The sequence below is a fragment of the Campylobacter porcelli genome (assembly GCF_002139855.1).
Lineage (GTDB): Bacteria > Campylobacterota > Campylobacteria > Campylobacterales > Campylobacteraceae > Campylobacter > Campylobacter porcelli.
Map to the genome: position 1 here is coordinate 1,056,084 of NZ_CP018789.1, position 22,051 is coordinate 1,078,134.

General features: G+C 32.9%; 22 protein-coding genes, 2 tRNA genes and 1 rRNA gene. 5 read left to right on the top strand and 20 right to left on the bottom strand.

Features of this window, described 5'->3' with window-relative positions:
* Positions 1–116: 116 nt before the first annotated feature.
* From CSUIS_RS05345 to CSUIS_RS05390, 11 genes are all read right to left on the bottom strand, one after another.
* A complete protein-coding gene (locus CSUIS_RS05345; protein ID WP_236860766.1) occupies positions 117–698 on the bottom strand; it encodes a LysE/ArgO family amino acid transporter in 582 nt (193 codons plus the stop codon).
* Positions 699–751: 53 nt separating this feature from the next.
* Entirely contained in the window at positions 752–1,087 is a 336-nt protein-coding gene (locus CSUIS_RS05350) for an ACT domain-containing protein (RefSeq protein ID WP_086297644.1), read from the bottom strand.
* Entirely contained in the window at positions 1,084–1,431 is a 348-nt protein-coding gene (locus tag CSUIS_RS05355; RefSeq protein ID WP_086297647.1) for a 2OG-Fe dioxygenase family protein, read from the bottom strand. The genes CSUIS_RS05350 and CSUIS_RS05355 overlap by 4 nt, the downstream gene beginning before the upstream one ends.
* On the bottom strand, positions 1,314–1,910 hold the full coding sequence (locus CSUIS_RS08400) for a hypothetical protein (protein ID WP_152023645.1): 597 nt from the start codon (positions 1,908–1,910) through the stop codon (positions 1,314–1,316). The genes CSUIS_RS05355 and CSUIS_RS08400 overlap by 118 nt, the downstream gene beginning before the upstream one ends.
* Before the next feature lie 131 nt (positions 1,911–2,041).
* A tRNA-Ile gene (locus CSUIS_RS05360) sits at positions 2,042–2,118 on the bottom strand.
* A gap of 97 nt (positions 2,119–2,215) precedes the next feature.
* A 16S ribosomal RNA gene (locus CSUIS_RS05365) occupies positions 2,216–3,727 on the bottom strand.
* A gap of 332 nt (positions 3,728–4,059) precedes the next feature.
* Entirely contained in the window at positions 4,060–5,175 is a 1,116-nt protein-coding gene (locus tag CSUIS_RS05370) for a hypothetical protein (protein WP_086297650.1), read from the bottom strand.
* Positions 5,172–5,732, bottom strand: a complete 561-nt coding sequence (locus CSUIS_RS05375) for a DedA family protein (protein ID WP_086237149.1) — start codon at positions 5,730–5,732, stop codon at positions 5,172–5,174. The genes CSUIS_RS05370 and CSUIS_RS05375 overlap by 4 nt, the downstream gene beginning before the upstream one ends.
* Positions 5,732–6,373, bottom strand: coding sequence for a lipid-binding SYLF domain-containing protein (locus CSUIS_RS05380; RefSeq protein WP_086297653.1), 642 nt, complete (start codon positions 6,371–6,373; stop codon positions 5,732–5,734). Before CSUIS_RS05380 ends, CSUIS_RS05375 begins: the two co-directional genes overlap by 1 nt.
* A complete protein-coding gene (rny, locus tag CSUIS_RS05385) occupies positions 6,363–7,919 on the bottom strand; it encodes a ribonuclease Y (RefSeq protein ID WP_086297656.1) in 1,557 nt (518 codons plus the stop codon). The genes CSUIS_RS05380 and rny overlap by 11 nt, the downstream gene beginning before the upstream one ends.
* Positions 7,849–8,478 carry a 5-formyltetrahydrofolate cyclo-ligase gene (locus tag CSUIS_RS05390; RefSeq protein WP_236860767.1) on the bottom strand — a complete coding sequence of 210 codons (630 nt, stop codon included), beginning with the start codon at positions 8,476–8,478 and terminating at the stop codon, positions 7,849–7,851. Before CSUIS_RS05390 ends, rny begins: the two co-directional genes overlap by 71 nt.
* A gap of 60 nt (positions 8,479–8,538) precedes the next feature.
* On the opposite strand from CSUIS_RS05390, the gene CSUIS_RS05395 reads away from it, so the two are divergent.
* From CSUIS_RS05395 to CSUIS_RS05410, 4 genes are all read left to right on the top strand, one after another.
* Positions 8,539–9,078, top strand: coding sequence for a TlpA family protein disulfide reductase (locus CSUIS_RS05395; protein ID WP_086297662.1), 540 nt, complete (start codon positions 8,539–8,541; stop codon positions 9,076–9,078).
* The gene (gene ftsY, locus CSUIS_RS05400; RefSeq protein ID WP_086237154.1) at positions 9,078–9,944 is read left to right on the top strand and encodes a signal recognition particle-docking protein FtsY; all 867 of its coding nucleotides are present in this window, start codon (positions 9,078–9,080) and stop codon (positions 9,942–9,944) included. Before CSUIS_RS05395 ends, ftsY begins: the two co-directional genes overlap by 1 nt.
* A gap of 1 nt (position 9,945) precedes the next feature.
* Positions 9,946–11,286, top strand: coding sequence for a DNA repair protein RadA (radA, locus tag CSUIS_RS05405; RefSeq protein WP_086297665.1), 1,341 nt, complete (start codon positions 9,946–9,948; stop codon positions 11,284–11,286).
* A gap of 172 nt (positions 11,287–11,458) precedes the next feature.
* Positions 11,459–11,544: transfer RNA gene (locus tag CSUIS_RS05410), tRNA-Leu, on the top strand.
* A gap of 756 nt (positions 11,545–12,300) precedes the next feature.
* On the opposite strand, the gene luxS is transcribed toward CSUIS_RS05410, so the two are convergent.
* From luxS to CSUIS_RS05450, 8 genes are all read right to left on the bottom strand, one after another.
* A complete protein-coding gene (gene luxS / locus CSUIS_RS05415; RefSeq protein ID WP_086297668.1) occupies positions 12,301–12,804 on the bottom strand; it encodes an S-ribosylhomocysteine lyase in 504 nt (167 codons plus the stop codon).
* Between the two features lie 38 nt (positions 12,805–12,842).
* Positions 12,843–13,331: a flavodoxin gene (locus tag CSUIS_RS05420; RefSeq protein WP_086237157.1), complete on the bottom strand. Its 489-nt coding sequence runs from the start codon at positions 13,329–13,331 to the stop codon at positions 12,843–12,845.
* 2 nt (positions 13,332–13,333) lie between these two features.
* Positions 13,334–13,645, bottom strand: a complete 312-nt coding sequence (locus CSUIS_RS05425; protein WP_086237158.1) for a DUF2325 domain-containing protein — start codon at positions 13,643–13,645, stop codon at positions 13,334–13,336.
* Between the two features lie 271 nt (positions 13,646–13,916).
* The gene (locus CSUIS_RS05430; protein WP_086297671.1) at positions 13,917–14,759 is read right to left on the bottom strand and encodes a 1-aminocyclopropane-1-carboxylate deaminase/D-cysteine desulfhydrase; all 843 of its coding nucleotides are present in this window, start codon (positions 14,757–14,759) and stop codon (positions 13,917–13,919) included.
* Positions 14,749–15,735, bottom strand: a complete 987-nt coding sequence (locus tag CSUIS_RS05435) for an OmpA family protein (RefSeq protein ID WP_086237160.1) — start codon at positions 15,733–15,735, stop codon at positions 14,749–14,751. Before CSUIS_RS05435 ends, CSUIS_RS05430 begins: the two co-directional genes overlap by 11 nt.
* A complete protein-coding gene (locus CSUIS_RS05440) occupies positions 15,735–17,108 on the bottom strand; it encodes a MotA/TolQ/ExbB proton channel family protein (RefSeq protein ID WP_086297674.1) in 1,374 nt (457 codons plus the stop codon). The genes CSUIS_RS05435 and CSUIS_RS05440 overlap by 1 nt, the downstream gene beginning before the upstream one ends.
* An 86-nt stretch (positions 17,109–17,194) precedes the next feature.
* Positions 17,195–18,259, bottom strand: a complete 1,065-nt coding sequence (gene fbaA / locus CSUIS_RS05445; protein WP_086237162.1) for a class II fructose-bisphosphate aldolase — start codon at positions 18,257–18,259, stop codon at positions 17,195–17,197.
* 12 nt (positions 18,260–18,271) lie between these two features.
* A complete protein-coding gene (locus tag CSUIS_RS05450) occupies positions 18,272–19,084 on the bottom strand; it encodes a peptidylprolyl isomerase (RefSeq protein ID WP_086237163.1) in 813 nt (270 codons plus the stop codon).
* Between the two features lie 109 nt (positions 19,085–19,193).
* Here CSUIS_RS05450 and nth point away from each other — a divergent pair, with 109 nt between their 5' ends.
* On the top strand, positions 19,194–19,817 hold the full coding sequence (nth, locus tag CSUIS_RS05455) for an endonuclease III (protein WP_086237164.1): 624 nt from the start codon (positions 19,194–19,196) through the stop codon (positions 19,815–19,817).
* Here the strand turns inward: nth and CSUIS_RS05460 are convergent.
* Positions 19,807–21,825 carry a motility associated factor glycosyltransferase family protein gene (locus CSUIS_RS05460; protein ID WP_086297677.1) on the bottom strand — a complete coding sequence of 673 codons (2,019 nt, stop codon included), beginning with the start codon at positions 21,823–21,825 and terminating at the stop codon, positions 19,807–19,809. The two genes, nth and CSUIS_RS05460, sit on opposite strands and share 11 nt — an antisense overlap.
* Positions 21,826–22,051: the final 226 nt, after the last annotated feature.

A 22,051-nucleotide genomic window follows, 5' to 3' on the forward strand; every position in this document is an offset into this window, starting at 1 on the left:
TTAAATATTAAAACTTGATTGTGACTTTTAACAATAGGGAAATTAAATAACTTCACTTTTTAAGATATTCTTTAAAAGTGAGTTGGAATTATACAAGAGTAATGCTTAAAGAATTATTAAATATATAGTATTTTTAAAAGAAATTTTACTAGCGTTAAAACAACAAAAAACATAATAATAGCAATAAATATATCTATAATCCTGTTAATTATTGGTTTTGATAAGAAGTGACTAAATTTTTTAGCACCAAAGCCTAATGAAAAAAACCATATAAACGAAGCAGAAAGACTACCAAATGCAAAAAGTATCTTCTCTTTAATATCAAATGTTAAAGCTGAAGCTCCTACCACAAAAACAGTATCTAAATAAACATGGGGATTTAAAAGTGTAATACAAAGGGTTAAAATAATAGTTTTTTTAATAGAAAAATTTGAATGCTCCATTTCAAATTTCATACTATTTTTATTAGAAAAAGCTGAAATTAATGCTGTTATAGCATAATAGCTAACAAATAAAATTCCAAAAGTTGTGATTAATATATTTACTACCACATTTTTTGCTATAACTTCACCAACACCGAAAATTCCAGCTAATATCAATACAAAATCACATAAAAAACATACAAGACAAACATAAAATACATTATTTTTAGCTATACCTTGTCGCAAAACAAAAGCATTTTGAGCTCCAATTGCCATAATCAACGAAAGTGATAGAAAAAATCCTTTTAAAAAAATAAAATTTTGCATAACTATAATCCAATAATTTTCTTTACTTTATCAAAATCATTTTTATTAACAAAAATATAATCTCTTTCGTAAGCTGATACAACTAATACACTTATACATTCTTCTTTAAGCGGTCTTAATACCTCGAACAAGATGCCACTTTGTGAAAAATCAAAAATTTCATCTATATAAAATGCTTTAAAAATTTGCGTATTATATGAATTTTTTAATTTATTTTTTATAATTGTATAACAATCAAACTCATTAACTACGCAAAATAAATCATCAGATAAATTTATTGTGGCATTTTTATCTATTTTTTTTATTACGAATTCCCCACTTTGAATTTTTAATTTCATTCTAAAACCTCTATATCAAAACCTACACTAGACCTATAACCAACTTCGTTAATATTTATTTGAGAAATTTCTGTTACTTCATGCCATAATCCACTATTTAAATCTGGCTGAATAATTCCTTGACCATTTTTTAATATCGTTTCAAATATTTTTGTTTTTTTATCATTTTTATAGATTATACTTTTTGCACCATTGATATTTTGTCTATCGATAACAAAAGCAGACATTATAAAATCCATTCCATCTTGGTGTATTCCTTCTGGTGAATTTGTAGATTTTTTACCATCTTTACAGGATATAAAAGTATGATGAACTGTAATTGCAAATTTAGATTTTTTATATATCTACCTATTTTAAAAGAGACGAATTTAAGCATAGTTCTTAAATCATCATCAAATAAATTATCAGGCAATTCTTTAAATTTTCTTTCACTTTTTCTATAATCAAACTTTTCATCTGCTATAAATGCGAGAGATTGGAGAAAATTATTTGCGGGTATTCTTTCAATTTTAAAATTTTCATTTTTAATATCGATGATATATTTAGAAATAAGTCGTTTTCTACTAGGTATAAATAATGAAATTGTTTTTAAAATACTGCTATCCAAATTTATAGATGAAAAATCAAAATTAATATTTTTATACATTTCATCGTTATTAATTTTCATAAATTTAGAGATATAATCGATTTTATTTTTATGCAACAAATATAAATCATCTTCATATTCATCATAATATGATTGTAGTTTATTTTGAATTTTTCCTAAATCCAAACCAATGTCAATGCAATCGACAATAGTAATAGGAAAAGCTATCTTACTCATTTCTTAACTCCTAAAAAATAGGAATTATATAAGATATAAAATAAATTAAAAATAGAAAATAAAATTCAAAAATAAATTTAAAAAAAATTAAGAAATATAATAAAAATATTCATCAGTAGACGAAATATAAATGGTGGGCCTAACAAGACTTGAACTTGTGACCTCACCCTTATCAGGGGTGCACTCTAACCAGCTGAGCTATAGGCCCTTAAATAACTACTTTATAAATCAATCTCTCAAACCTAAACAAGCTGATTGAGACTATATTGAAGTGATAATTGTGAGATTATCACTTTGTACTCTAGAAAGGAGGTGATCCAACCGCAGGTTCTCCTACGGTTACCTTGTTACGACTTCACCCCAGTCGCTGATTCCACTGTGGACGGTAACTAGTTTAGTATTCCGGCTTCGAGTGAAATCAACTCCCATGGTGTGACGGGCGGTGAGTACAAGACCCGGGAACGTATTCACCGTAGCATGGCTGATCTACGATTACTAGCGATTCCGGCTTCATGCTCTCGAGTTGCAGAGAACAATCCGAACTGGGACATATTTTATAGATTTGCTCCATCTCGCGATATTGCGTCTCATTGTATATGCCATTGTAGCACGTGTGTCGCCCTGGGCATAAGGGCCATGATGACTTGACGTCGTCCACACCTTCCTCCTCCTTACGAAGGCAGTATATTTAGAGTGCTCAGCCTAACTGTTAGCAACTAAATACGTGGGTTGCGCTCGTTGCCGGACTTAACCGAACATCTCACGACACGAGCTGACGACAGCCGTGCAGCACCTGTCACTAAGTTCTAGCAAGCTAGCACCCTCGTATCTCTACAAGGTTCTTAGGATATCAAGCCCAGGTAAGGTTCTTCGCGTATCTTCGAATTAAACCACATGCTCCACCGCTTGTGCGGGTCCCCGTCTATTCCTTTGAGTTTTAATCTTGCGACCGTACTCCCCAGGCGGTATACTTAATCCGTTAGGTGCATTACTGCCATGACTAGCACAGCAACAACTAGTATACATCGTTTAGGGCGTGGACTACCAGGGTATCTAATCCTGTTTGCTCCCCACGCTTTCACGCATTAGCGTCAGTTAAGTTCCAGCAGATCGCCTTCGCAATAGGTATTCCTGGTGATCTCTACGGATTTTACCCCTACACCACCAATTCCATCTGCCTCTCCCTCACTCTAGATTATCAGTTTCTCAAGCAGTTTAATGGTTAAGCCATTAGATTTCACAAAAGACTTGATAATCCGCCTACGCGTCCTTTACGCCCAGTGATTCCGAGTAACGCTTGCACCCTCCGTATTACCGCGGCTGCTGGCACGGAGTTAGCCGGTGCTTATTCGTTGGGTACCGTCATGGTTCTTCCCCAACAAAAGGAGTTTACGCTCCGAAAAGTGTCATCCTCCACGCGGCGTTGCTGCTTCAGGGTTTCCCCCATTGAGCAATATTCCCTACTGCTGCCTCCCGTAGGAGTCTGGACCGTGTCTCAGTTCCAGTGTGACTGATCATCCTCTCAGACCAGTTATGCGTCATAGCCTTGGTGAGCCATTACCTCACCAACTAGCTGATACAATATAGTCTCATCCTATGCCGAAAAAACTTTCCCAACTTAACTTGTGTTAAGAAGGAGTATGGAGTATTAGCAGTCATTTCTAACTGTTGTCCTCCAGCATAGGGCAGATTAACTATACATTACTCACCCGTGCGCCACTAACTCATAAGAGCAAGCTCTTACTTGTCCGTTCGACTTGCATGTATTAGGCACGCCGCCAGCGTTCACTCTGAGCCAGGATCAAACTCTCCATAAAAATACTTCGCAAATTAGCAAAGTAATAATTTATTATGAAGTTTTAATCTAAAAACTTAATTGTTTGTAACTATTAAATTAGCAATTATTTAATTTAAATAATTAAAATTGCCTTTGGCTCAATCGATCACTTGTTTAGATTTCAAAGATTGACTATAAATGATAGTTTAACATTATAAAAATTAAAAAACAGAAACGATAAAGAGATGATTTATCCAACTATAAGAAGGTGCTTCTCAATTCGTGAGCTGGAATTATATAAGAGATATACTTAAAGTTTGCTGAATGATTGGGGAGGGGGATGGAATTTATTGAAATTTTTTTGTTTATTTATTAAAATTCTGACAAAATATCGCTAAATTTAACTGAATTATTAAATATTATCTCGCTATTTTGGATATTGGATTTAAATTTGCTTAGATAGCCATTGCCATTTTGTATTAACACTCCATTGCTAATTAAAAATTTTTCATATATGGATATAAACTCTAATCCTTTTATATAAGAAATTGGCTTATAGGCTATAAATTCCCCATTTAAATTTAATCCATTGAAGCTTTGATTGTCTATTAATATATCAAATTTTAGCTCCAAAAAATCTCTAATAGTAAGATTATCCACGACTATCTCTGGTTTACTTATAATGAAATTTTTATAATTACTTGTGCTTATATTTTTTAATATAATTTTTGAGCTAATATCATCAAAAGCTATGCCATTTACCATAATATATTTAGCCGTTAAATCAGTAAAAATATCTGCTAAGCTATAAGCGTTTATTTTTGAGCTTAATCTAATATTTTCGCTTGTTAGATTAATAAAATTTATATTTGAACTTAAATTATCAATTAATAATTTTAAATTACTAGGATTTAGAGCATATGGATTAAAATCTGCAAAATCAACACCATCAATATACTCAATCTCGCTAAAAATACCACTCATATCAACATTAATATTATCAAATTCAAATTTAGCTTTATCAAGATTTGCTTTTATGAAATATAGCTTTTTGCTATCCATAATGCTATTAATAGAGATATTTGAAAATTTAATAGAGCTATGATGTTGAATAATTTGAATTGGTGATATATCTGCTTGAATATGAATTTTGCCCCCATATAGCGGAATATTTAGACTAAATTTAGCCAAATTAACACTATCTTGTGATAAATCCTTAATATCTCCATTAATTTTAAATCCATTAAATATAAAAAGAGGGTTATAGCTACTACTCATATCTATATCTAAATCAAAATCTTTATATTGAAGTCTAAAATTTAAATTATTAGAAAGTATGGAGCTATTTTTATTTACACTATCTATTTTAAATTCTTTGATATTTTGAAGCTTAGCTAGTGCTGAATTTAGCATATGGTTTGAAAATATATAAGCAAACCCATATAATCCAATCAATAAAATAGATATTATAAATATCAGCTTTTTCATCTTTTTTTAGTAGCCCAGCTAAAATATAGCCATATAAGACCAAGCAAAATAAACAAAAATATAGGAATGATATAGCCATGATCGCCAAAATATGATGTAAATCTCGATATAAATTCTCCCGCATAATAGCTAAGCAATCCTAAGCTAATCGACCATATAGCAGAGCAAATAGCGTTAATGATAGCAAATTTAATCAAGCTATATTTGGTTAGACCAATAGCTAAAGGCACTAAAGTTTTTAGCCCGTAAATATATTTTTTGATAAAAATAATCTTATCGCCATATTTTTTAAATAAAATTTGAGCTAAAGCAAGTTTTCGTTTATGTGATTTAAAATATGGCATTACAGAGCTTTTATTATATCTTCCCATATATACTAAAATCATATCTCCGATGAAGTTTGCCACTGCGGCAATTATAATTGATAGAGTTAAACTCATACTACCTTCAAAGCTAAGCAATCCAGCACCAATTATAGCCACCATTCCCCCACCAAGGCTATATAAAAATAGTATCAAATATCCATAAGTAGAAAGATTTGCTAAAATATCTTGCATTATTTCACCACCGATACGGCTTGTAATAGCTGTCTATAGCCATATGAATTGGGGTCAAATTTAACCTTATCATCAACCGTGATTACAGACCCACCAAGATTCGCACCTGCGAAAAAGCCTGTATTATTTGTATAAGCATAAATATCGCTAAACCCAATATCGCTCATAGTTCCGATATTTGCACTATGATCCATAAAGCTAACTGATGTGCTAGCATTTAATGTAAATTTATTATCGTAAATATCTTTTATTATCCCTCTATTCATTAGATACATTACAATAAAATTATTCTCATATCCTACTTGCAATCCGATAGTCGCACCACCTAGCCTTACTGGCACCACGCTCCAAACGCTATTTTGGTGATATGTAATTCTATCATCTATAAACTCTTTTGAATCCTCATCACGCACAAGCATAACCCCACGACCCACCGTCGCCCCAAGGATAAATCCAGCCTTAACAAAAGTAGGAAAAACTATAATAGCAGATGAATTTATAATAATTGATTGCGGTATTTTGTTAGTTCGATTAATTAAATTATAGGCATTTGCACTATCTAAAAGTCTCTCATCGCTAGCATGTAAGCTTAGGCTAATAAAAATTAGATAAATAATCTTTATTAATACTCTATTTCGCATACTCTACAGCCCTTAATTCTCGTATTACATTTACTTTGATTTCCCCTGGATATTGCATTTTACTCTCTATCTCTTCAGCAATCTCTTTAGCTAAAAGCACAGCCTCATCATCATTGACCAACTCCGCATTAGCAATAACCCTTATCTCGCGACCAGCATTTATAGCGTAGGCATTTTTAATACCTTCTTTGGAATTTGCTATATTCTCTATCTCTTCAACTCTTTTTAAAAAGCTCTCAAGCACCTCTCTTCTAGCACCAGGGCGTGCTGCAGATAACGCATCAGCAGCACAAACTGCCGCACACTCCACGCTTAGAGCCTCTTCGTGTCCGTGGTGAGCATAAATAGCATTAATCACAACTGGATGCTCTTTATAACGCTTACAAATTTCGGCACCTAAATCGACATGGCTACCTTGATACTCATGCGTTAATGCCTTGCCAATATCGTGCAATATACCAGCCCTAATAGCAAGCTTCTCATCTCCACCAGTTTCAGCAGCTATAATTCCAGCCAAATAAGCAACCTCAAGGCTATGAGCTAGAGCATTTTGACCATAACTAGCTCTAAATTTCATCTTGCCAATTAGTTTTACAATCTCTGGATGAACTTTGGTAATTCCTAAATCAATTAAGATATTTTCGCCCTCTTCTAAAATACTAGCCTCAAATTCCTCGCAAACTTTTTGATGAATTTCCTCTATTCTAGCTGGTTGGATTCTCCCATCTTCAACTAATAGTTCAATTACCCTAGTAGCAATGGCCCTACGATATAAATTAAAGCTTGAAAGCACAATAGCATGCGGTGTATCATCTATTATTACATCAACTCCAAGCACCATCTCAAGGGTTTTGATATTGCGTCCCTCTTTGCCTATAATCCTACCTTTTAACTCATCATTTTTAATATCAACTACATTGATTAATCTCTCAGCAGCGAACTCTCCAGCAAATCTACTAGTAGCTTGAGCTAGGATATAATTAGCCTTTTTCTTAGCCTCTCTTTTTGCCTCTTCTTCATATTTTCTAACGATATGAGCTATATCGGCACGGCTTTTTTCTTCAACTTTTTTAAGCACCAACTCCCTTGCTTCTTCTTGGGTTAAACCAGCCATACGCTCCATAGTTTTTAGCATTTCATCAATCTTTTCTTGATAGCTATTTTTTAAATTTAAACCCTCTTCATATAACGCTTTGGCTCTATTTTGGCTTAATTCTAAATCACTTTTAGCACTATCTAAATTCTCTTTTTCAAAGAGCAAATTTTGCTCTTTTTTAGCTATTTCATCGAATTTTTGGTTATACTCTTTTTGGAGTTTGCTCCCCTTTTCTTCATATCTTTTTTTAACCTCAAATTCAGCCTCGCTAACCTTAACTTTAGCATCTTTTAAAATGCCTTCAGCCTCAAATTCAATCGCTTTTGCTTTTGCTTTTGCCTGCTCTACTAAAATATTATAGTTGGCATCATTTATCTTTTTAGATATTAGCCAACCTCCTCCAGCTCCAAAAATCAAGCCTCCTAACCCTATTAATGACATCTCTATCATAACATACCTTTTTTATATATTTTTTAGTAGGTGTAAGATAAAAGTCGGCACAAACATCGTGTGCGTCACAAATTTTATAATCAACATACATATCTTTTATACTTACAAACACAATAACCGGTCTATAACCTAGATTATCAAAAAACCTATCATAAAACCCAGCTCCGTGCCCTACTCTACCCATATTAGCATCTACTGCGATAACTGGCACTATAGCCATATCTATATCTTTTTTATAAGCATTTGAGTTTGCCGCTTCTTTAATACCAAATTCAGATACTTTAAAGGGCAAACGCAATTTTACCATTTTTAAACTTTTATCTACCATAAATGGGACAAATATTGTGCAATTTTTTGCTATTTTTCGTCTAAGTTTAATTAAATTTGGCTCCATTTTCATAGGAGTAAAAATAAGCAAATTCTTTACTTTATACAGCTTAATAAGCCTTAAAATATCCAAATTAACCCTATTTTTATAGCAGTTAGCCACTCTTTTAGACTCCTTATTCAGAGCCAATTTTGCTACTTTTCTACAAGTTTGTTTATCAAATTTAACCATAATATTAATCTTTATTTAGTATAATTTTGGCAATTTTACCAAAAAATATAGGAAAATATAATGAAATTTAAAATCTTTCTAGCAGCAGCTTTATTAGCTATTTTAACAGGTTGCAACAACACTTCAAACGAAGAGTCAAATCCAACTTCAGTAATAGAAGCAGACTATTCAAAACCATTTAAACTTACATTAAATGATGGCAGTGAGTTAAAAATGCAAAAAAAAGATAACGGCTATGACTTTAATATCAAGGATAAAGCTATATTTTTAAATTTCTTTGCCACTTGGTGCCCACCTTGTAAGGTAGAGATCCCATATCTTGTATCGCTTCAAGAGAAATTTAAAGATAAACTTCAAATCATCGGTGTATCAGTTGAGACCTTAAGCCTAGAGCAAGCAAATGAATTTAAAGAGCTACTAAATATCAACTACCCAATTGCATACACAGATGAAAATCAATATTTAATCTCATCGCTTGGCGGCGTGGTTGGAATTCCATTTAGCATTTTATACTATCCAAATGGCAAATTTGCTACTTCTTATAGCGGATTGGTGCCGATTGAGATGCTAGAAAATGATATTAAAAAGGTTATTGAGTAATGTTTAGCTTTCTTAAAAAAGGGCTTGAAAAGACCCTTAATACATTTACAAAATCTAAACCAAAAGATAAAAAAATAACTAAAGATATTCTTGAAGAGCTTCTATTAGAAGCCGATGTTCCATATGAAATAGCCCAAGAGATAATCTACTATCTACCTCCTAGAGATGTAGTAGATAGGGCCGATCTAGCTAGAGTTATGCAAACATACTTTATGTATGATAATAAAAGTGTGGAGGCAAAGCCTTTTGTGATGATGATTTTAGGCGTAAATGGTGCGGGCAAAACAACCACAATAGCAAAATTAGCAAATTTATTCAAATCCAGCTCAAAAAACGTAATTTTAGGCGCTAGCGATACATTTAGAGCTGGAGCCATAGAGCAGCTACGCCAATGGGCTAATAAGCTTGAAGTCCCTATAATCGCCTCAAATCAAGGTCACGACCCAGCCGCTGTAGCCTATGATACTATCAGCTCAGCTGTGGCTAGAGATATGGATTATGCTATTATTGATACGGCTGGTAGGTTACAAAATCAAAAAAATTTAGCTAGTGAACTAGAGAAAATCTCAAGAATTAGCAGTAAAGCCCTAAGTGATGCTCCACACCAAAAAATTCTAATTCTAGATGGCACACAAGGTAGTGCTGGAGTAGCTCAAGCTAAGGCTTTTAATGAGATTATAAAGGTTGATGGAGTTATAATTACCAAGCTTGATGGCACAGCAAAGGGCGGTGCGTTATTTGGTATTGCTAGAGAGCTTGAGCTCCCTATTTTATATATTGGCGTTGGCGAAAGTAAAGATGATCTTATCAAATTTAGCCCAAAAGAGTTCGTAGATACCATCTGCGATGCAATATTTTTAGATTAAAATGGCAAAATCAAAGATTATTTTTGAGTGCGAAGCGTGTGGTAATCAGCAAAGCAAATGGATGGGTAAATGCCCACAATGCGGAGCCTGGGAGAGCTTTATCGAGCTTAGTAGCGAGCAAGTTAAGATCTCTCAAGAGTTAGCCAAACTAACCAAAAGCACAAAAAGCGCCACACCAATATCCCAAATTCAAATTCAAAAAATAGATCGCAAATCAACTAAAGATAGCGAGTTAGACCTAGTATTAGGCGGAGGCTTGGTAAGTGGCTCTCTTATATTAATAGGCGGAAGTCCAGGAATTGGTAAATCTACACTACTACTTAAAATAGCTTCAAATTTAGCTGACAACAACCAAAAAGTGCTATATGTAAGCGGTGAAGAGAGCGCTAGTCAAATCAAGCTAAGAGCCGATCGCTTAGGTGCAAATAGTGATAATCTATTTTTACTAACTGAAATCGATCTCTCATCTATACTAGCCCAGGCGGCAAAAAATGAGTATAAAACCATAGTTATAGACTCTATCCAAACCCTATATAGCGATAAGATTAGCTCAGCTCCAGGCTCAATTTCGCAAGTTAGAGAGATCACATTTGAGCTAATGCGACTAGCTAAAAAAGATGATATTACCATATTTATTATAGGTCATATTACTAAAGAAGGCTCTATCGCCGGACCTAGAATTTTAGAGCATATGGTTGATGTGGTGCTATATTTTGAAGGGGATAGTAGTAAGGAGCTTCGCATACTTCGCGGGATTAAAAATCGCTTTGGCACTACAAGCGAAATTGGAATTTTTGAAATGCGTAGTAATGGACTAATAAGTGCTAAAGATATTAGCAGTAAATTTTTTACCCGCGGTAACGCCGTTAGTGGATCAGCTATCACTGTAACGATGGAGGGAAGTCGTGCATTAATCGTAGAAATTCAAGCCCTAGTATGCGAAAGCAACTATCCAAAAAGAAGCTCAACTGGCTTTGATAAAAATCGCTTAGATATGATTTTAGCACTTTTAGAGAGAAAATTAGAAATACCGCTTGGGCATTATGATGTGTTTATCAATGTTACTGGCGGAGTGAAGATAAATGAAACTGCGTGCGATTTAGCCGTGGTAGCTGCTATCATATCAAGCTTTCGCAATCGTCCAATATCCAAAGAGAGTATATTCATCGGTGAGCTTAGCTTAAATGGTGAGATTAGAGAGATTTTTAATCTTGATGCAAGGCTAAAAGAGGCTGTCTTTCAAAAATTTAAAAACGCTATCACGCCAAATAAGCCATTAGAAAATTACCCTATAAAAACATTTGTAGCCAAAGAGATAACGCAAGTTCTAGAGTGGATGTAGAAAATTTGGATAAATAAATTTGAATTTTAAACCAAATAAAAATGCTATTTAGAGCGGTAAATAACTTGATTATTATAAACTTTGTAGCTTAAGGCTTACAAATACAGATGAATTTATAGCCAAGATTTATAATATTTTAATCTAAATTTAGATATAATTTTTCTCTTTTTAAGCCTGAGTGGTGAAATGGTAGACACGCTAGACTCAAAATCTGGTAGGGGCAACCCTGTGTCGGTTCGAGTCCGACCTCAGGTACCACTAGTCCTTTTCCTAAGCTTTCAAAAATCACAAAAAAGCCCTTAAAAACGCAATCTAACATTAATTTAAGCTTTCATTTGACTATTTCAGTTGTTTCCATGCTAAAGGATATAATCAAATAAGTCTTAAATTCATTTTCTAATCAATAAAATGGAATTCCAAAAAAATATAAGAAAATTTTAACTTAAAAATAATAAAAATATCAAATAGTTAGCTTTGTATATATGTGTAGTGAGCAACTAGACTCATAATCTAATTTTAAATAAATTTAAGGCAAATGCGTTTGATTTATGATAAGTGTAGAATTATGATAAAAGATTACAAACCAAATAAAGCTCACAAAGATAGCTCGTATAAAAGAAAAATACGGCAAAAATATCGCTGCACTAACGCAAAATGCGTATAATTGGCTACTTATGTATCAGCACGAAAAAATAATTAAATATAGCAGACTATATAAATTACGCAAAATTTAGCATTTAAATAATTAAAAAACTTCACTAAATCTTAGCAAAGCTAAACAAAAAAAGCTCTCACCGCTTATAAATTTCCTATTATTTAAATTCTTAAAAATCACAAAAGCCCTAAAATTTCAATCTAACATTAATTTAAATTTCATTATTTTCAGTTGCCTTTATCTTAAGAGCTTTGCAAAAGAATACCAAAAAATAGCAAAAGAAAATAACCAAATAAAAATTCAAAAAGCCATAAACAAATAGCTAATAAAAGTCTTAACTACATTAATTAAGCGATTTATTATTTAATCTTATTAAAATCCAATTTTATGGCTTCATTATCAATATAGCCAATTCCTGAATTTAAAATATTTTGCGCTATATGCTTAGCCTCATCTAGCGAGTGCATTTTGTATGTACCGCACTGATATTTATTTAGCTCTGGAATGTTGCTTTGGCTTTTTACAGATAATACATCGCTCATAGATAGTCTCCACGCCTCTATCACTTCATCAATTTTAGGTCTTCCTATAAGACTCATATAAAACCCAGTCCTACAGCCCATCGGCGATATATCTATAATCTCAACGCTATTTGAATTTAGATGATCTCTCATAAAACCAGCAAAAAGATGCTCTAAGGTATGAATCCCTTTTTCTGGTAAAATATCTAAATTTGGCTTACAAAATCTTAGATCAAAAACGCTAATATCATCTCCTTTTGGAGTTTTCATCATCTTAGCAAGTCTAACACCAGGTGCGTTCATAATAGTATGATCTACGCAAAAACTATCAAGTAGTGGCATATTTATCCTTTATAATTTTTGCGTAATTGTATCAAAAATTAGCTGAAATTTGCTCTTATTTGCTCACACCAATTAGCAATTCTAGAATCTACTTCGTCGCCATGGTTATCAAAATCAAGCGCTAAGCCCACAAATCCACCATCTCTAGCTGCTCTTGACTCTGTAAAATCATATTTTGGAGCCTCTGTAGCACCTACAATATTTGCACCTAATTCACTACATTTATCAAACAAAATTCCCAAAGCATCGCAATATGTATCATCATAGCTAGAGCTATCGCCTATGCCAAATAGAGCTATCGTTTTTCCTTTTAAATTTAACTCAGAAAAGTCAAAAGCATCCATATCATCTTGCAAATCACCGCTTCCCCAAGTAGATGAGCCAATTATCAATTTATCAAATCCATTAATCTCATCGGCTGAAGTTTCAGATATATTTAAAACTGTATCTATACCTAAATTTGCTGCGATTTTATTTGCTGCTTCCTCTGCATTTCCCATTGAACTACCAAAAATAACTGCTGTCATATTTACCTTTCACACTTAAATTCACGATCCAAACCAAAAACTTTACAATACTCGCAATAAACACAACTCACACTTCTTTTAGCACAAACTAGCTTTATATTGCGTTTTTTAGCTTCAGATTTTATCTTTTTCATCGTGTTATGATTTAAAAAACTCGTCAGCATAACCACGCACTCCACCTCTTGTGGGATCGGTTTGCGATTTACTCTATTTTCATTTCTTGCATCCCAGTGCTCTATCTTGCTGACACCTAACCCTTGTAAAACTGCTTTAATTGGTGCTATTTCATCTGCGCCTATTACCAAGACTGACATATTTTACCTTTATAATATTTTGATAATCGTTATTATAAACTAACTATTATAAATTTAAGCTTATTTTGATTATAATTATCAAAAATAATTTTATAAAAGCTTATTTATAGACCATTTAAAGCTTTAAATTGAATTTATCTGAAATTATAATTGATATAGTGTATCAATTATACTAGCTTATTCCTCCTTATTCTATCTTATTTAATTAAGAGCTAAATTATATTATTTACTCGCAAAAAGTATATCCAAAATAAAATAACTAAATATAAATTTATATATTAAATTTGCGTTTATATCTCTCTAAAAGCGTGATATTTCCTAACATTCCTCCTTGATGAATATATAAAATATCATTTTTAAACGCATTTAAATTTGCCATCAAAGTAAGCCACCCAACGCCATCATACAATAGCTCAAACTCCACACCACAGCTATATAAAAGCTCCTTATATATCTCATAAATTTCAGAATAAAGCTTACCAAAGTGATATTTTCTAGGTGGATTTATGATATTAACCTTGCTTAATGGATCAAGTGCTAAAATCTGCTTTTTTAGATAATGGCTATCACCTACACAAGGAGTAGTCCATACGCTCATATCACTTAAATTTTTAGCCAAAAATGCCGCACTACACCCAGTCCCACTAGGCAAAAATATATCAAATTTTATATCATTTTTCTTAGCAAAATCTACAATTATCCTAGCTTGATCCTCAAATCCCATCTCAGCTTCACTCATAGCCACCCCTTCTGGGATGAAAATATCCCTACTTTTGCACTCATTTTGTGCTGATTTAAGCGGATTTTTGCTAATGCGAATATCCATACCATTTTTTAGTGCTGCAGCGTAGTTCCCACAAGGATTATTAAGCAAAAAATCGCAAATATGGTGAGTAAAATATATAAATTTAATACCACGCAACCTAGCCAAAACACTGATAGAATACATAGCATTTGACTGGCTTGAGCCATATGAGATAATGCGATTTGCTAAATTTGAGTTTAAAAAGTAGGCTAATTTCCTAGCTTTATTTCCATTAAATTCTCCGCCTATTAAGTCATCACGCAAAATCCAAAATCTACGCCCCCTAAAACAAATCGGCTCAATTTGCACGATGACTTAAAACCTTATCGATAAAATATTTAGAGTCTTTTAAATCAAATTTAATATTTACTCTAAAGCTTGCCGCTGGGTCTTCAACGCCATCTTTTAATACTATTTGACTATTACTTTTACCAACTGCAATCATATATTTACTTAAATTTGAATCTTTATAGGTTGCATAGGCAAATTTCATAATCTCCAAAGCTCTTTTTTGCGATAAATCAAGATTATGAAGATACCCACCATCGCTATCGGTATGGCATTCAATGGTAATATTGCTAATATTTTCTATAATATCAGGCGATAAAATATAGTCCAAATATACCTTAAATATGCGTCTTAAATCAAATTTCGCATCATCTCTAATAGCTGTAGAATTAATATTAAAAATCTTAGCCGCACTCATACTAACATCGGCACTTTTTAAATCTATTTGTGCCATATTACCAAGTTTATTTTTCAAAGCAAGTGCGATATTTTCTCTAATTTTTGCATAATTTTCTAAATTTTTTCTTGTAGTTTCAATATCTTTTTGAAGTATCTCAATCTCGCTATCTTTTTGCTCAATTTCAATTTTTAAATTACTAATCTCCTCATCTTGACTATCAATTTGTGTGATTAATTCATCATTTTTTAGACTAATTACATCTAGGCTATTATTTATTATCGCAGATGATTTAGATAATTCTGAATTTAAATTATTATAATATTTTTCTATATTTACGCCATCTGGGCTTGATTTTAGCTTAGCAATAAAGCTTTTGATACTATCATGCTTTTTATTTAGCTCTTTATTTGCCGCATTTAAAGAAGCGATATTGTCATTTAAATCCTTTTGTAAATATACTAATTCAGAAGCTAAAATAGAGTACCTAATAACCACTACGCCAACTATAAGCACAAATACAAAAAACAGCCCAGTCATAAGCCCAGCAAAACTAAGCCAAAAGCTTGATTTTTCATCATTTGATATATCGATTTTCATTAATCATTCTTTTCATCAATTGATTTATTATCTACTTCAGCACTCTCATCAATGGATTTTGATAGGCTCTCATAATCTGTTTTTTCTAATTTTTCAAGAGCTATATTTGCCTCATTATCAATCTCTTGAATGCTCTTTTTAAGCTCTTCTACGATGGCTGAGCTATTATCTTTAGTTGAGCTTTCTTCATCAAAAATATATCTAAAAGCCTGCATACCATCTATCATAGCTACTTTAAATCCATCAAGAGCGAGTTGTTGTTTTTCAAGGATATTTATGCTAAATTCCTCTAAAGAACGCTCAAATTTCATAATATTCATACCAAGATCATTTACACTCTTATCAAGTTTAGCTACACGCTCATCGCTAATGCTTTGCAATCTTGTATAGTTTTCACTCCACCTAATTTGCAACTCTTTAATATTATTATTAAATAAATTTAAAACATTAATGATCTCTGCGTGAATTTTAATCATATCTTTTTGATCTCTTTGAGACTTAATAAGCATTCCCATAGTCTGCTTAATATGCTCACTACTTACTTTGACGGCATCTTCTTCTGTTTTAAGTAGTTTAGTAAAATTATCAAATTTTCTCTCTATCACATTATCAAGCTCTTTAAAAAATTCTTGCTTACTAACATAGTCAAATATTACGCCAATCTTCTCAAAACTTCCTAATGTCTCTTGCATATATCTTTGCTGTATCTCTTGATCTGTCCAAAAAAACGCTATTGTAGCATTCTTTTGCCTAGCGATTAATTTTTCAAATCTACTAATACCAAATCTCTCAAAAAATAGCCACCAAAGTGTTAAAAATACCCCATAAGCACAAAGATAAAATGAAGCCCCAATACCAGCAAATAGCTTAGTAATCTCACTCTCCAAGCTAAGCATATCAGCCGAGCTAAGAGTAGGCATAGAAATAGCAATACTTAAAAATGTCCCAAAGATACCAAGCATAGGAAAAACCCCAGTTGCTATAGTTGCGAAATTATCATTTCTAACATCTTTTGAATATCTTAGCGAAAACTCATCAAAGCTACCATTTGACTTTCTATCCTTGCCAATTGTAAGAAGGGTTTTTATAATATAATTTTTTAACTCTTTTTTAAAAATATCCTTTTTTTGCTCAAATAAACAGCACCCAAGCTCAGCACTATGTCTAGCAAAGATTAAGGCTATCACAAGCATAATTCCCATTATTATGACAATATCAAGTCCTACATTAAGCTTTATCACATCAAAATAACAAAGCAAACAAGCAATATAAACTAAAACTGGTAATAAAACTATCTTAAAATATACAAATTTACTCTGTCTATTTCCACCTTCAGGCAGAGATATTTCACCAAGTTCGCTCTCTTTTTCCATTTAAATTTCCTTTAATTTACACTAAGCTTAACCATTAAAAATAGCTAAGCTTAATGCTATTTAGCCAAAAATTTGGCTAAATAGACTTAGTTTTTATTCATACAATTAAGATTTTCGTAAGCCTCTAAAAGCCTTTTTACCATACTCTCTTCACCACATCTTAGCCATTTTCTTGGATCATAATACTTCTTATTTGGCTTATCGCTACCTTCAGGATTTCCAATTTGCCCTTGAAGATAACCATGATTTTTAGCCTCATACTCACGCACACCATCCCAAAAAGCCCACTGAGTATCAGTATCTATATTCATCTTAATCACACCATAGCTTACTGCTGCTTTAATATCAGCAAGTTCACTACCGCTACCGCCATGAAATACGAAATTTACTGGCTTATTATCGTTTGTGTTAAATTTAGATTTAATATACTCTTGAGAGTTTTTTAATATTTCTGGTCTAAGCACCACATTACCTGGTTTATAAACTCCATGGACATTACCAAAGCTAGCTGCAATGCTAAATTTATCGCTAATTTCACCAAGGGTTTGATAAGCTAAAGCCACATCTTCTGGCTGAGTGTATAAAAGAGCGTTATCTACATTTGTATTATCCACTCCATCTTCTTCGCCGCCAGTCACGCCAAGCTCAATCTCAAGAGCAATACCAAGATCACTTAGTGTTTTAAGATATTTTTGGCAAGTTGCGATATTCTCCTCTAATGGCTCTTCGCTAAGATCTAGCATATGAGAGCTAAATAGAGGGATACCACAACTTTTTATATTTTCACGACTAGCATCTATAAGAGCGTCAATCCAAGGCAAGAGCTTTCTAGCGGCGTGATCTGTGTGTAAAACCACGGCAACACCATAAGATTTTGCTAGTAAATGGACTTGCTTGGCTCCAGCTATAGCACCTAAAACATCGCCATTAGGGCAAGTCTTACCAGCATAATAGCTCGCACCGCCATTGCTAAATTGGATAATAACAGGCGAATTTGCTATCTTAGCTGCTTCCATTACAGCATTTATAGAGTGGCTTCCTACGACATTAACCGCAGGAATAGCAAAGCCCTCACTCTTGGCATACTCATATAATTTGCTAAGATCATCGCCCCAGACTACACCAGGTTTTACGATATTTAATACTCCCATATCATACCCCTATTATTTATATTCTACTTTTGCACCCTGTCTTAGCTTATCCATTTTTTCTTGCATTACGGTTTTAAATTGTTCGCTTCTTAGCTGCTCTTCGATATTGTTTTTAACCTTATCATAAGCTACTGTGGTTTTGGCTTTTGAGTCCTCTTTTAAGATTACATGATAGCCAAATTCGCTCTTAACTGGTTTTATAGTGATTGTTCCATTTTTTAAACCAAACGCGGCCTTGCTAAATGCTGGGACCATTCTTGATTCATCAAACCAGCCTAGCTCTCCGCCATTTGCAGCACTACCTCTATCTATCGATTTGGTTTTAGCTAATTCGCTAAATTTAGCTGTTAAAGCATCTCCTTTTAGCCCTTTTAATTGAGCGATTATATCCTCAGCTTCTTTTTGAGTCTCTACTAGGATATGTTTTGCTTTTGCTTGGGCTGGACTTACAAAGATTGTCTCTTTATTTTTTTCATAAAATGCCTTCACATCGGCATTTGATACTTTGATTTTTTTATACTCATTTTGCGTCCAAACATTTCTTAAGACATTATCTTGGCTAAATTTCAAAGCCTCTTGATACTCTTTTGTTTTATCAGTGCCATCCTTTTTAGCTTGTTCTAGGATTAATTCACCATTAATAGCCATTTCTAATAGCTGTTTTTTCATCTGTTCTGGAATTTTATCAAAATCAGCACCATGTGCACCAAGCAAAGGGGCTAAATCTTTATCACTAATCTCTTTGCCATTTACAGTAGCAAGTACCGCTGCATTTAAACTCACACTAGCTGCTAATATAGGAGCTAGAAATATACCTTTTTTCATCTATTTTCCTTCTGTTAAATTTTAAAGATAAGTTGGGTATTATACAATAAATTTAATTATATGTTATTGAATTTAGATTATATTTTTTATGTTTTGTTATAATTTAAAAATGAGAAGTAAAAGAGATATAAATGAAATTAAGGCTCTATTTTTAGAGCATTTTAATGGTGCTAAGACGGAGCTACATTTTAATAATTTGTATGAGCTTTTAGTAGCTGTAATGCTATCAGCACAATGTACTGATAAGAGAGTAAATTTGATAACTCCAGCACTTTTTAAAGAGTATCCAGATATTAGCTCCTTAGCAAAGGCTAATCTATCAAGCTTAAAGCTACTTATAAATAGCTGTAGCTTTTTTAATAATAAAGCTGAGAATTTAATCAAGATGGCAAATTCAGTTATAAATGATTTTAATGGCGAAATTCCACTTGATGAAAAGAGCTTAGTAAAGCTTGCAGGCGTAGGGCAAAAGACCGCTCATGTGGTATTAATAGAGTATCAAAACGCAAATTTAATGGCGGTTGATACTCATGTATTTCGGGTATCTCACAGACTTGGACTAAGTAGTGCTAAAACTCCACAAGCTACAGAAATAGACCTAGTAAAAGCATTTAAAACCAATCTAAACACACTCCACCAAGCCATGGTATTACATGGTCGCTACACATGTAAGGCTATAAAGCCAAATTGCGATGGGTGCTTTTTAAAAGAGCTTTGTAAAGCTAAGATATAAGCTCCTCATTCCAAGCTTTGAGCGATTCTGTCATCGCATCTCTTGTAGCTTCCATCATACCAGCTAGACTGAAAAAATAGTATCCGTGCTGCTTGACATACTCAAAAATTTTCTTATCTTTATCATTTTTAGTTCTCTCAGGACGCACCATCAACTCGCCAAATTCCATCTCTTGGTGTAAGCAAAAGTTATTTGTCACATGATAGTATGCCCCATCAAATATCTCATCACTTTTTAAATTATGCTTAAACCTATCAATTCTCTCTTTTAACTCATAAAATTTAGGATAATGCGGCTCCTTACCACGACTAATCTCTCTATTTGCATTCTCTACAGCTTTACTAATCTTTTTAAATAGCTCTTCGCAAAGCTTTTGCTTTTCTATACCGTATTTGATAAAGCTCTCTACTAGCTCTTTTTGCGATTTTACCTTAGATTTGGCTACTTCTATGCCAACTGGCTTAGGTCTTATAACGCTTTTTGTGGTATTTTCAGCTAAAATTTCATCTACTAGCTCACTAAATGGCTTTTCGATCATTCCGTGAATTCTAGCTCCACCTTCAGTGGCGTTATAGACTTTGAATTTATAATCATAATGAGCTGGCTCCATCATCGACTCAAAATACCCACGGAAAAAATTCCACACATCAGTGCTTTTAACCTCGCCAACTCCGCCATATGCGATAGCCGTTTGCGGTCTTTGCCTAGCATTTGGATTTATCGTTATAGTTCCATCTTCTTTTATATAGTTTTCAAACATATTCCCCTTAGCGTGGCTAGAGCCATCTTTAGCAAAGGCAAGGTCTTGCCCTATAAATATAATTCTTTCGCACTTAAGCCTAAGAGCCATATCAAAAGCAAAGTGTGCTGAGCTAGGTCCTTTACACATAAATGGAACATCATCTTTTAAAAGAAATTCAAATCTAATTGGCCTATGGGCGTAGGTGCGATTTCTACCTTCTAAATTTTTGCTAGTTTGTGGGTGGGTTAGAGATGCTGCCATAAATATTATATCATCATCAAATTGGCTTGGCTGACTTTGGAAAAATTCGCTAGTCTTCTCAACTCTCTCCATCGTAGTTACGAAATCAGGCTTTATCCCATTTAATTTTAACACATGATAAGAGGCATCTGGGATAAGGATTAATGCGTGTGGAGCTACCTTTCTTAAAAGCTCAATTTGCTTATTTAGACTAGGTCCAGTTGAAGCTATAATGGCGGTTTTATTTTTATGAATATTTAGATCAATTATATCTTGTAGTTGCAAACTACTATGGACATTAGGCATATTGTATATAACATGCTTAATCCCAAGTAGATTATCATAAGCGTCATTGCCAGCATTTAGAATAATTTTAGACGATAATTCTATAATTTTTTGATTTATTCTTTTGGCTATATCGCCATAATTTTTCGCATAGTAATCGCTATATATGTGAAAATCATAATTTCTAATATTAGCTATCACTGCTTCATAATTACAAATAAGCTCTATTTGCCCATCTCTAAAGTAGCTTGGATGGACTATTATAAATCTTTCGTGGAAAATATCAGCACCAAAATCACATAGATTAAATGCAATATATATAATCTCAATCTCTGGCTCAAATACTATAATCTTCTCGTGAGTTTGATTTTGTAATAATTTAGTATAAAAATTACCATTGCCAAGACCAAAGAAAAATAGCGAAGGATATAGTGCGTATTTATCTTTAAATTCATCTAGCATTGACTTTGTATGCTCAGCTGGAGAGTGGGCGTAGATAGGCTCTTTAAGCTCTGTATTTATGATATTTATATCCAAATTTGTCTTACCTGCAAAGACATCAAATTTGCTATTGGTTTGCAAATTATAAATAGCCTTAGCTAATCTAAAATTTATAGCACTTAAAGCTACAATATTTTTCATAAAATTTGATGGAGCTCCTTCAGTTTTAAATTTTGCCTCAAGCTCCTTTTGAAACTCCCTAAATTCCGCCGCTTCAATATCTTTATCATAATCTTGCATTATATATCCTTTATGCTTTTTACTATTATACTAAATTTTATCTTAAGTATTACAACTATTTTAATTTAAGAAAAGTCAAATTTAAAAAGTTATTCACGGCTTTTTCACGCCGTGAAAATATGGTTAAAATACCTTAAATTCGCACTTTAAGCTTAAAAAATAAGAAATTTAATTTATATTATTTTAAGCATATTTATGAATTTATATAAATATGTGAATAAACCAA

What these genes read in the sequence shown, in the direction of transcription:
- CSUIS_RS05345 (WP_236860766.1), bottom strand. Translation starts at nt 698, where the DNA reads ATGGCAATTGGAGCTCAAAATGCTTTTGTTTTGCGACAAGGTATAGCT.
- CSUIS_RS05350 (WP_086297644.1), bottom strand. Translation starts at nt 1,087, where the DNA reads ATGAAATTAAAAATTCAAAGTGGGGAATTCGTAATAAAAAAAATAGAT.
- CSUIS_RS08400 (WP_152023645.1), bottom strand. Translation starts at nt 1,910, where the DNA reads ATGAGTAAGATAGCTTTTCCTATTACTATTGTCGATTGCATTGACATT.
- CSUIS_RS05370 (WP_086297650.1), bottom strand. Translation starts at nt 5,175, where the DNA reads ATGAAAAAGCTGATATTTATAATATCTATTTTATTGATTGGATTATAT.
- CSUIS_RS05375 (WP_086237149.1), bottom strand. Translation starts at nt 5,732, where the DNA reads ATGCAAGATATTTTAGCAAATCTTTCTACTTATGGATATTTGATACTA.
- CSUIS_RS05380 (WP_086297653.1), bottom strand. Translation starts at nt 6,373, where the DNA reads ATGCGAAATAGAGTATTAATAAAGATTATTTATCTAATTTTTATTAGC.
- rny (WP_086297656.1), bottom strand. Translation starts at nt 7,919, where the DNA reads ATGATAGAGATGTCATTAATAGGGTTAGGAGGCTTGATTTTTGGAGCT.
- CSUIS_RS05390 (WP_236860767.1), bottom strand. Translation starts at nt 8,478, where the DNA reads ATGGTTAAATTTGATAAACAAACTTGTAGAAAAGTAGCAAAATTGGCT.
- CSUIS_RS05395 (WP_086297662.1), top strand. Translation starts at nt 8,539, where the DNA reads ATGAAATTTAAAATCTTTCTAGCAGCAGCTTTATTAGCTATTTTAACA.
- ftsY (WP_086237154.1), top strand. Translation starts at nt 9,078, where the DNA reads ATGTTTAGCTTTCTTAAAAAAGGGCTTGAAAAGACCCTTAATACATTT.
- radA (WP_086297665.1), top strand. Translation starts at nt 9,946, where the DNA reads ATGGCAAAATCAAAGATTATTTTTGAGTGCGAAGCGTGTGGTAATCAG.
- luxS (WP_086297668.1), bottom strand. Translation starts at nt 12,804, where the DNA reads ATGCCACTACTTGATAGTTTTTGCGTAGATCATACTATTATGAACGCA.
- CSUIS_RS05420 (WP_086237157.1), bottom strand. Translation starts at nt 13,331, where the DNA reads ATGACAGCAGTTATTTTTGGTAGTTCAATGGGAAATGCAGAGGAAGCA.
- CSUIS_RS05425 (WP_086237158.1), bottom strand. Translation starts at nt 13,645, where the DNA reads ATGTCAGTCTTGGTAATAGGCGCAGATGAAATAGCACCAATTAAAGCA.
- CSUIS_RS05435 (WP_086237160.1), bottom strand. Translation starts at nt 15,735, where the DNA reads ATGAAAATCGATATATCAAATGATGAAAAATCAAGCTTTTGGCTTAGT.
- CSUIS_RS05440 (WP_086297674.1), bottom strand. Translation starts at nt 17,108, where the DNA reads ATGGAAAAAGAGAGCGAACTTGGTGAAATATCTCTGCCTGAAGGTGGA.
- fbaA (WP_086237162.1), bottom strand. Translation starts at nt 18,259, where the DNA reads ATGGGAGTATTAAATATCGTAAAACCTGGTGTAGTCTGGGGCGATGAT.
- CSUIS_RS05450 (WP_086237163.1), bottom strand. Translation starts at nt 19,084, where the DNA reads ATGAAAAAAGGTATATTTCTAGCTCCTATATTAGCAGCTAGTGTGAGT.
- nth (WP_086237164.1), top strand. Translation starts at nt 19,194, where the DNA reads ATGAGAAGTAAAAGAGATATAAATGAAATTAAGGCTCTATTTTTAGAG.
- CSUIS_RS05460 (WP_086297677.1), bottom strand. Translation starts at nt 21,825, where the DNA reads ATGCAAGATTATGATAAAGATATTGAAGCGGCGGAATTTAGGGAGTTT.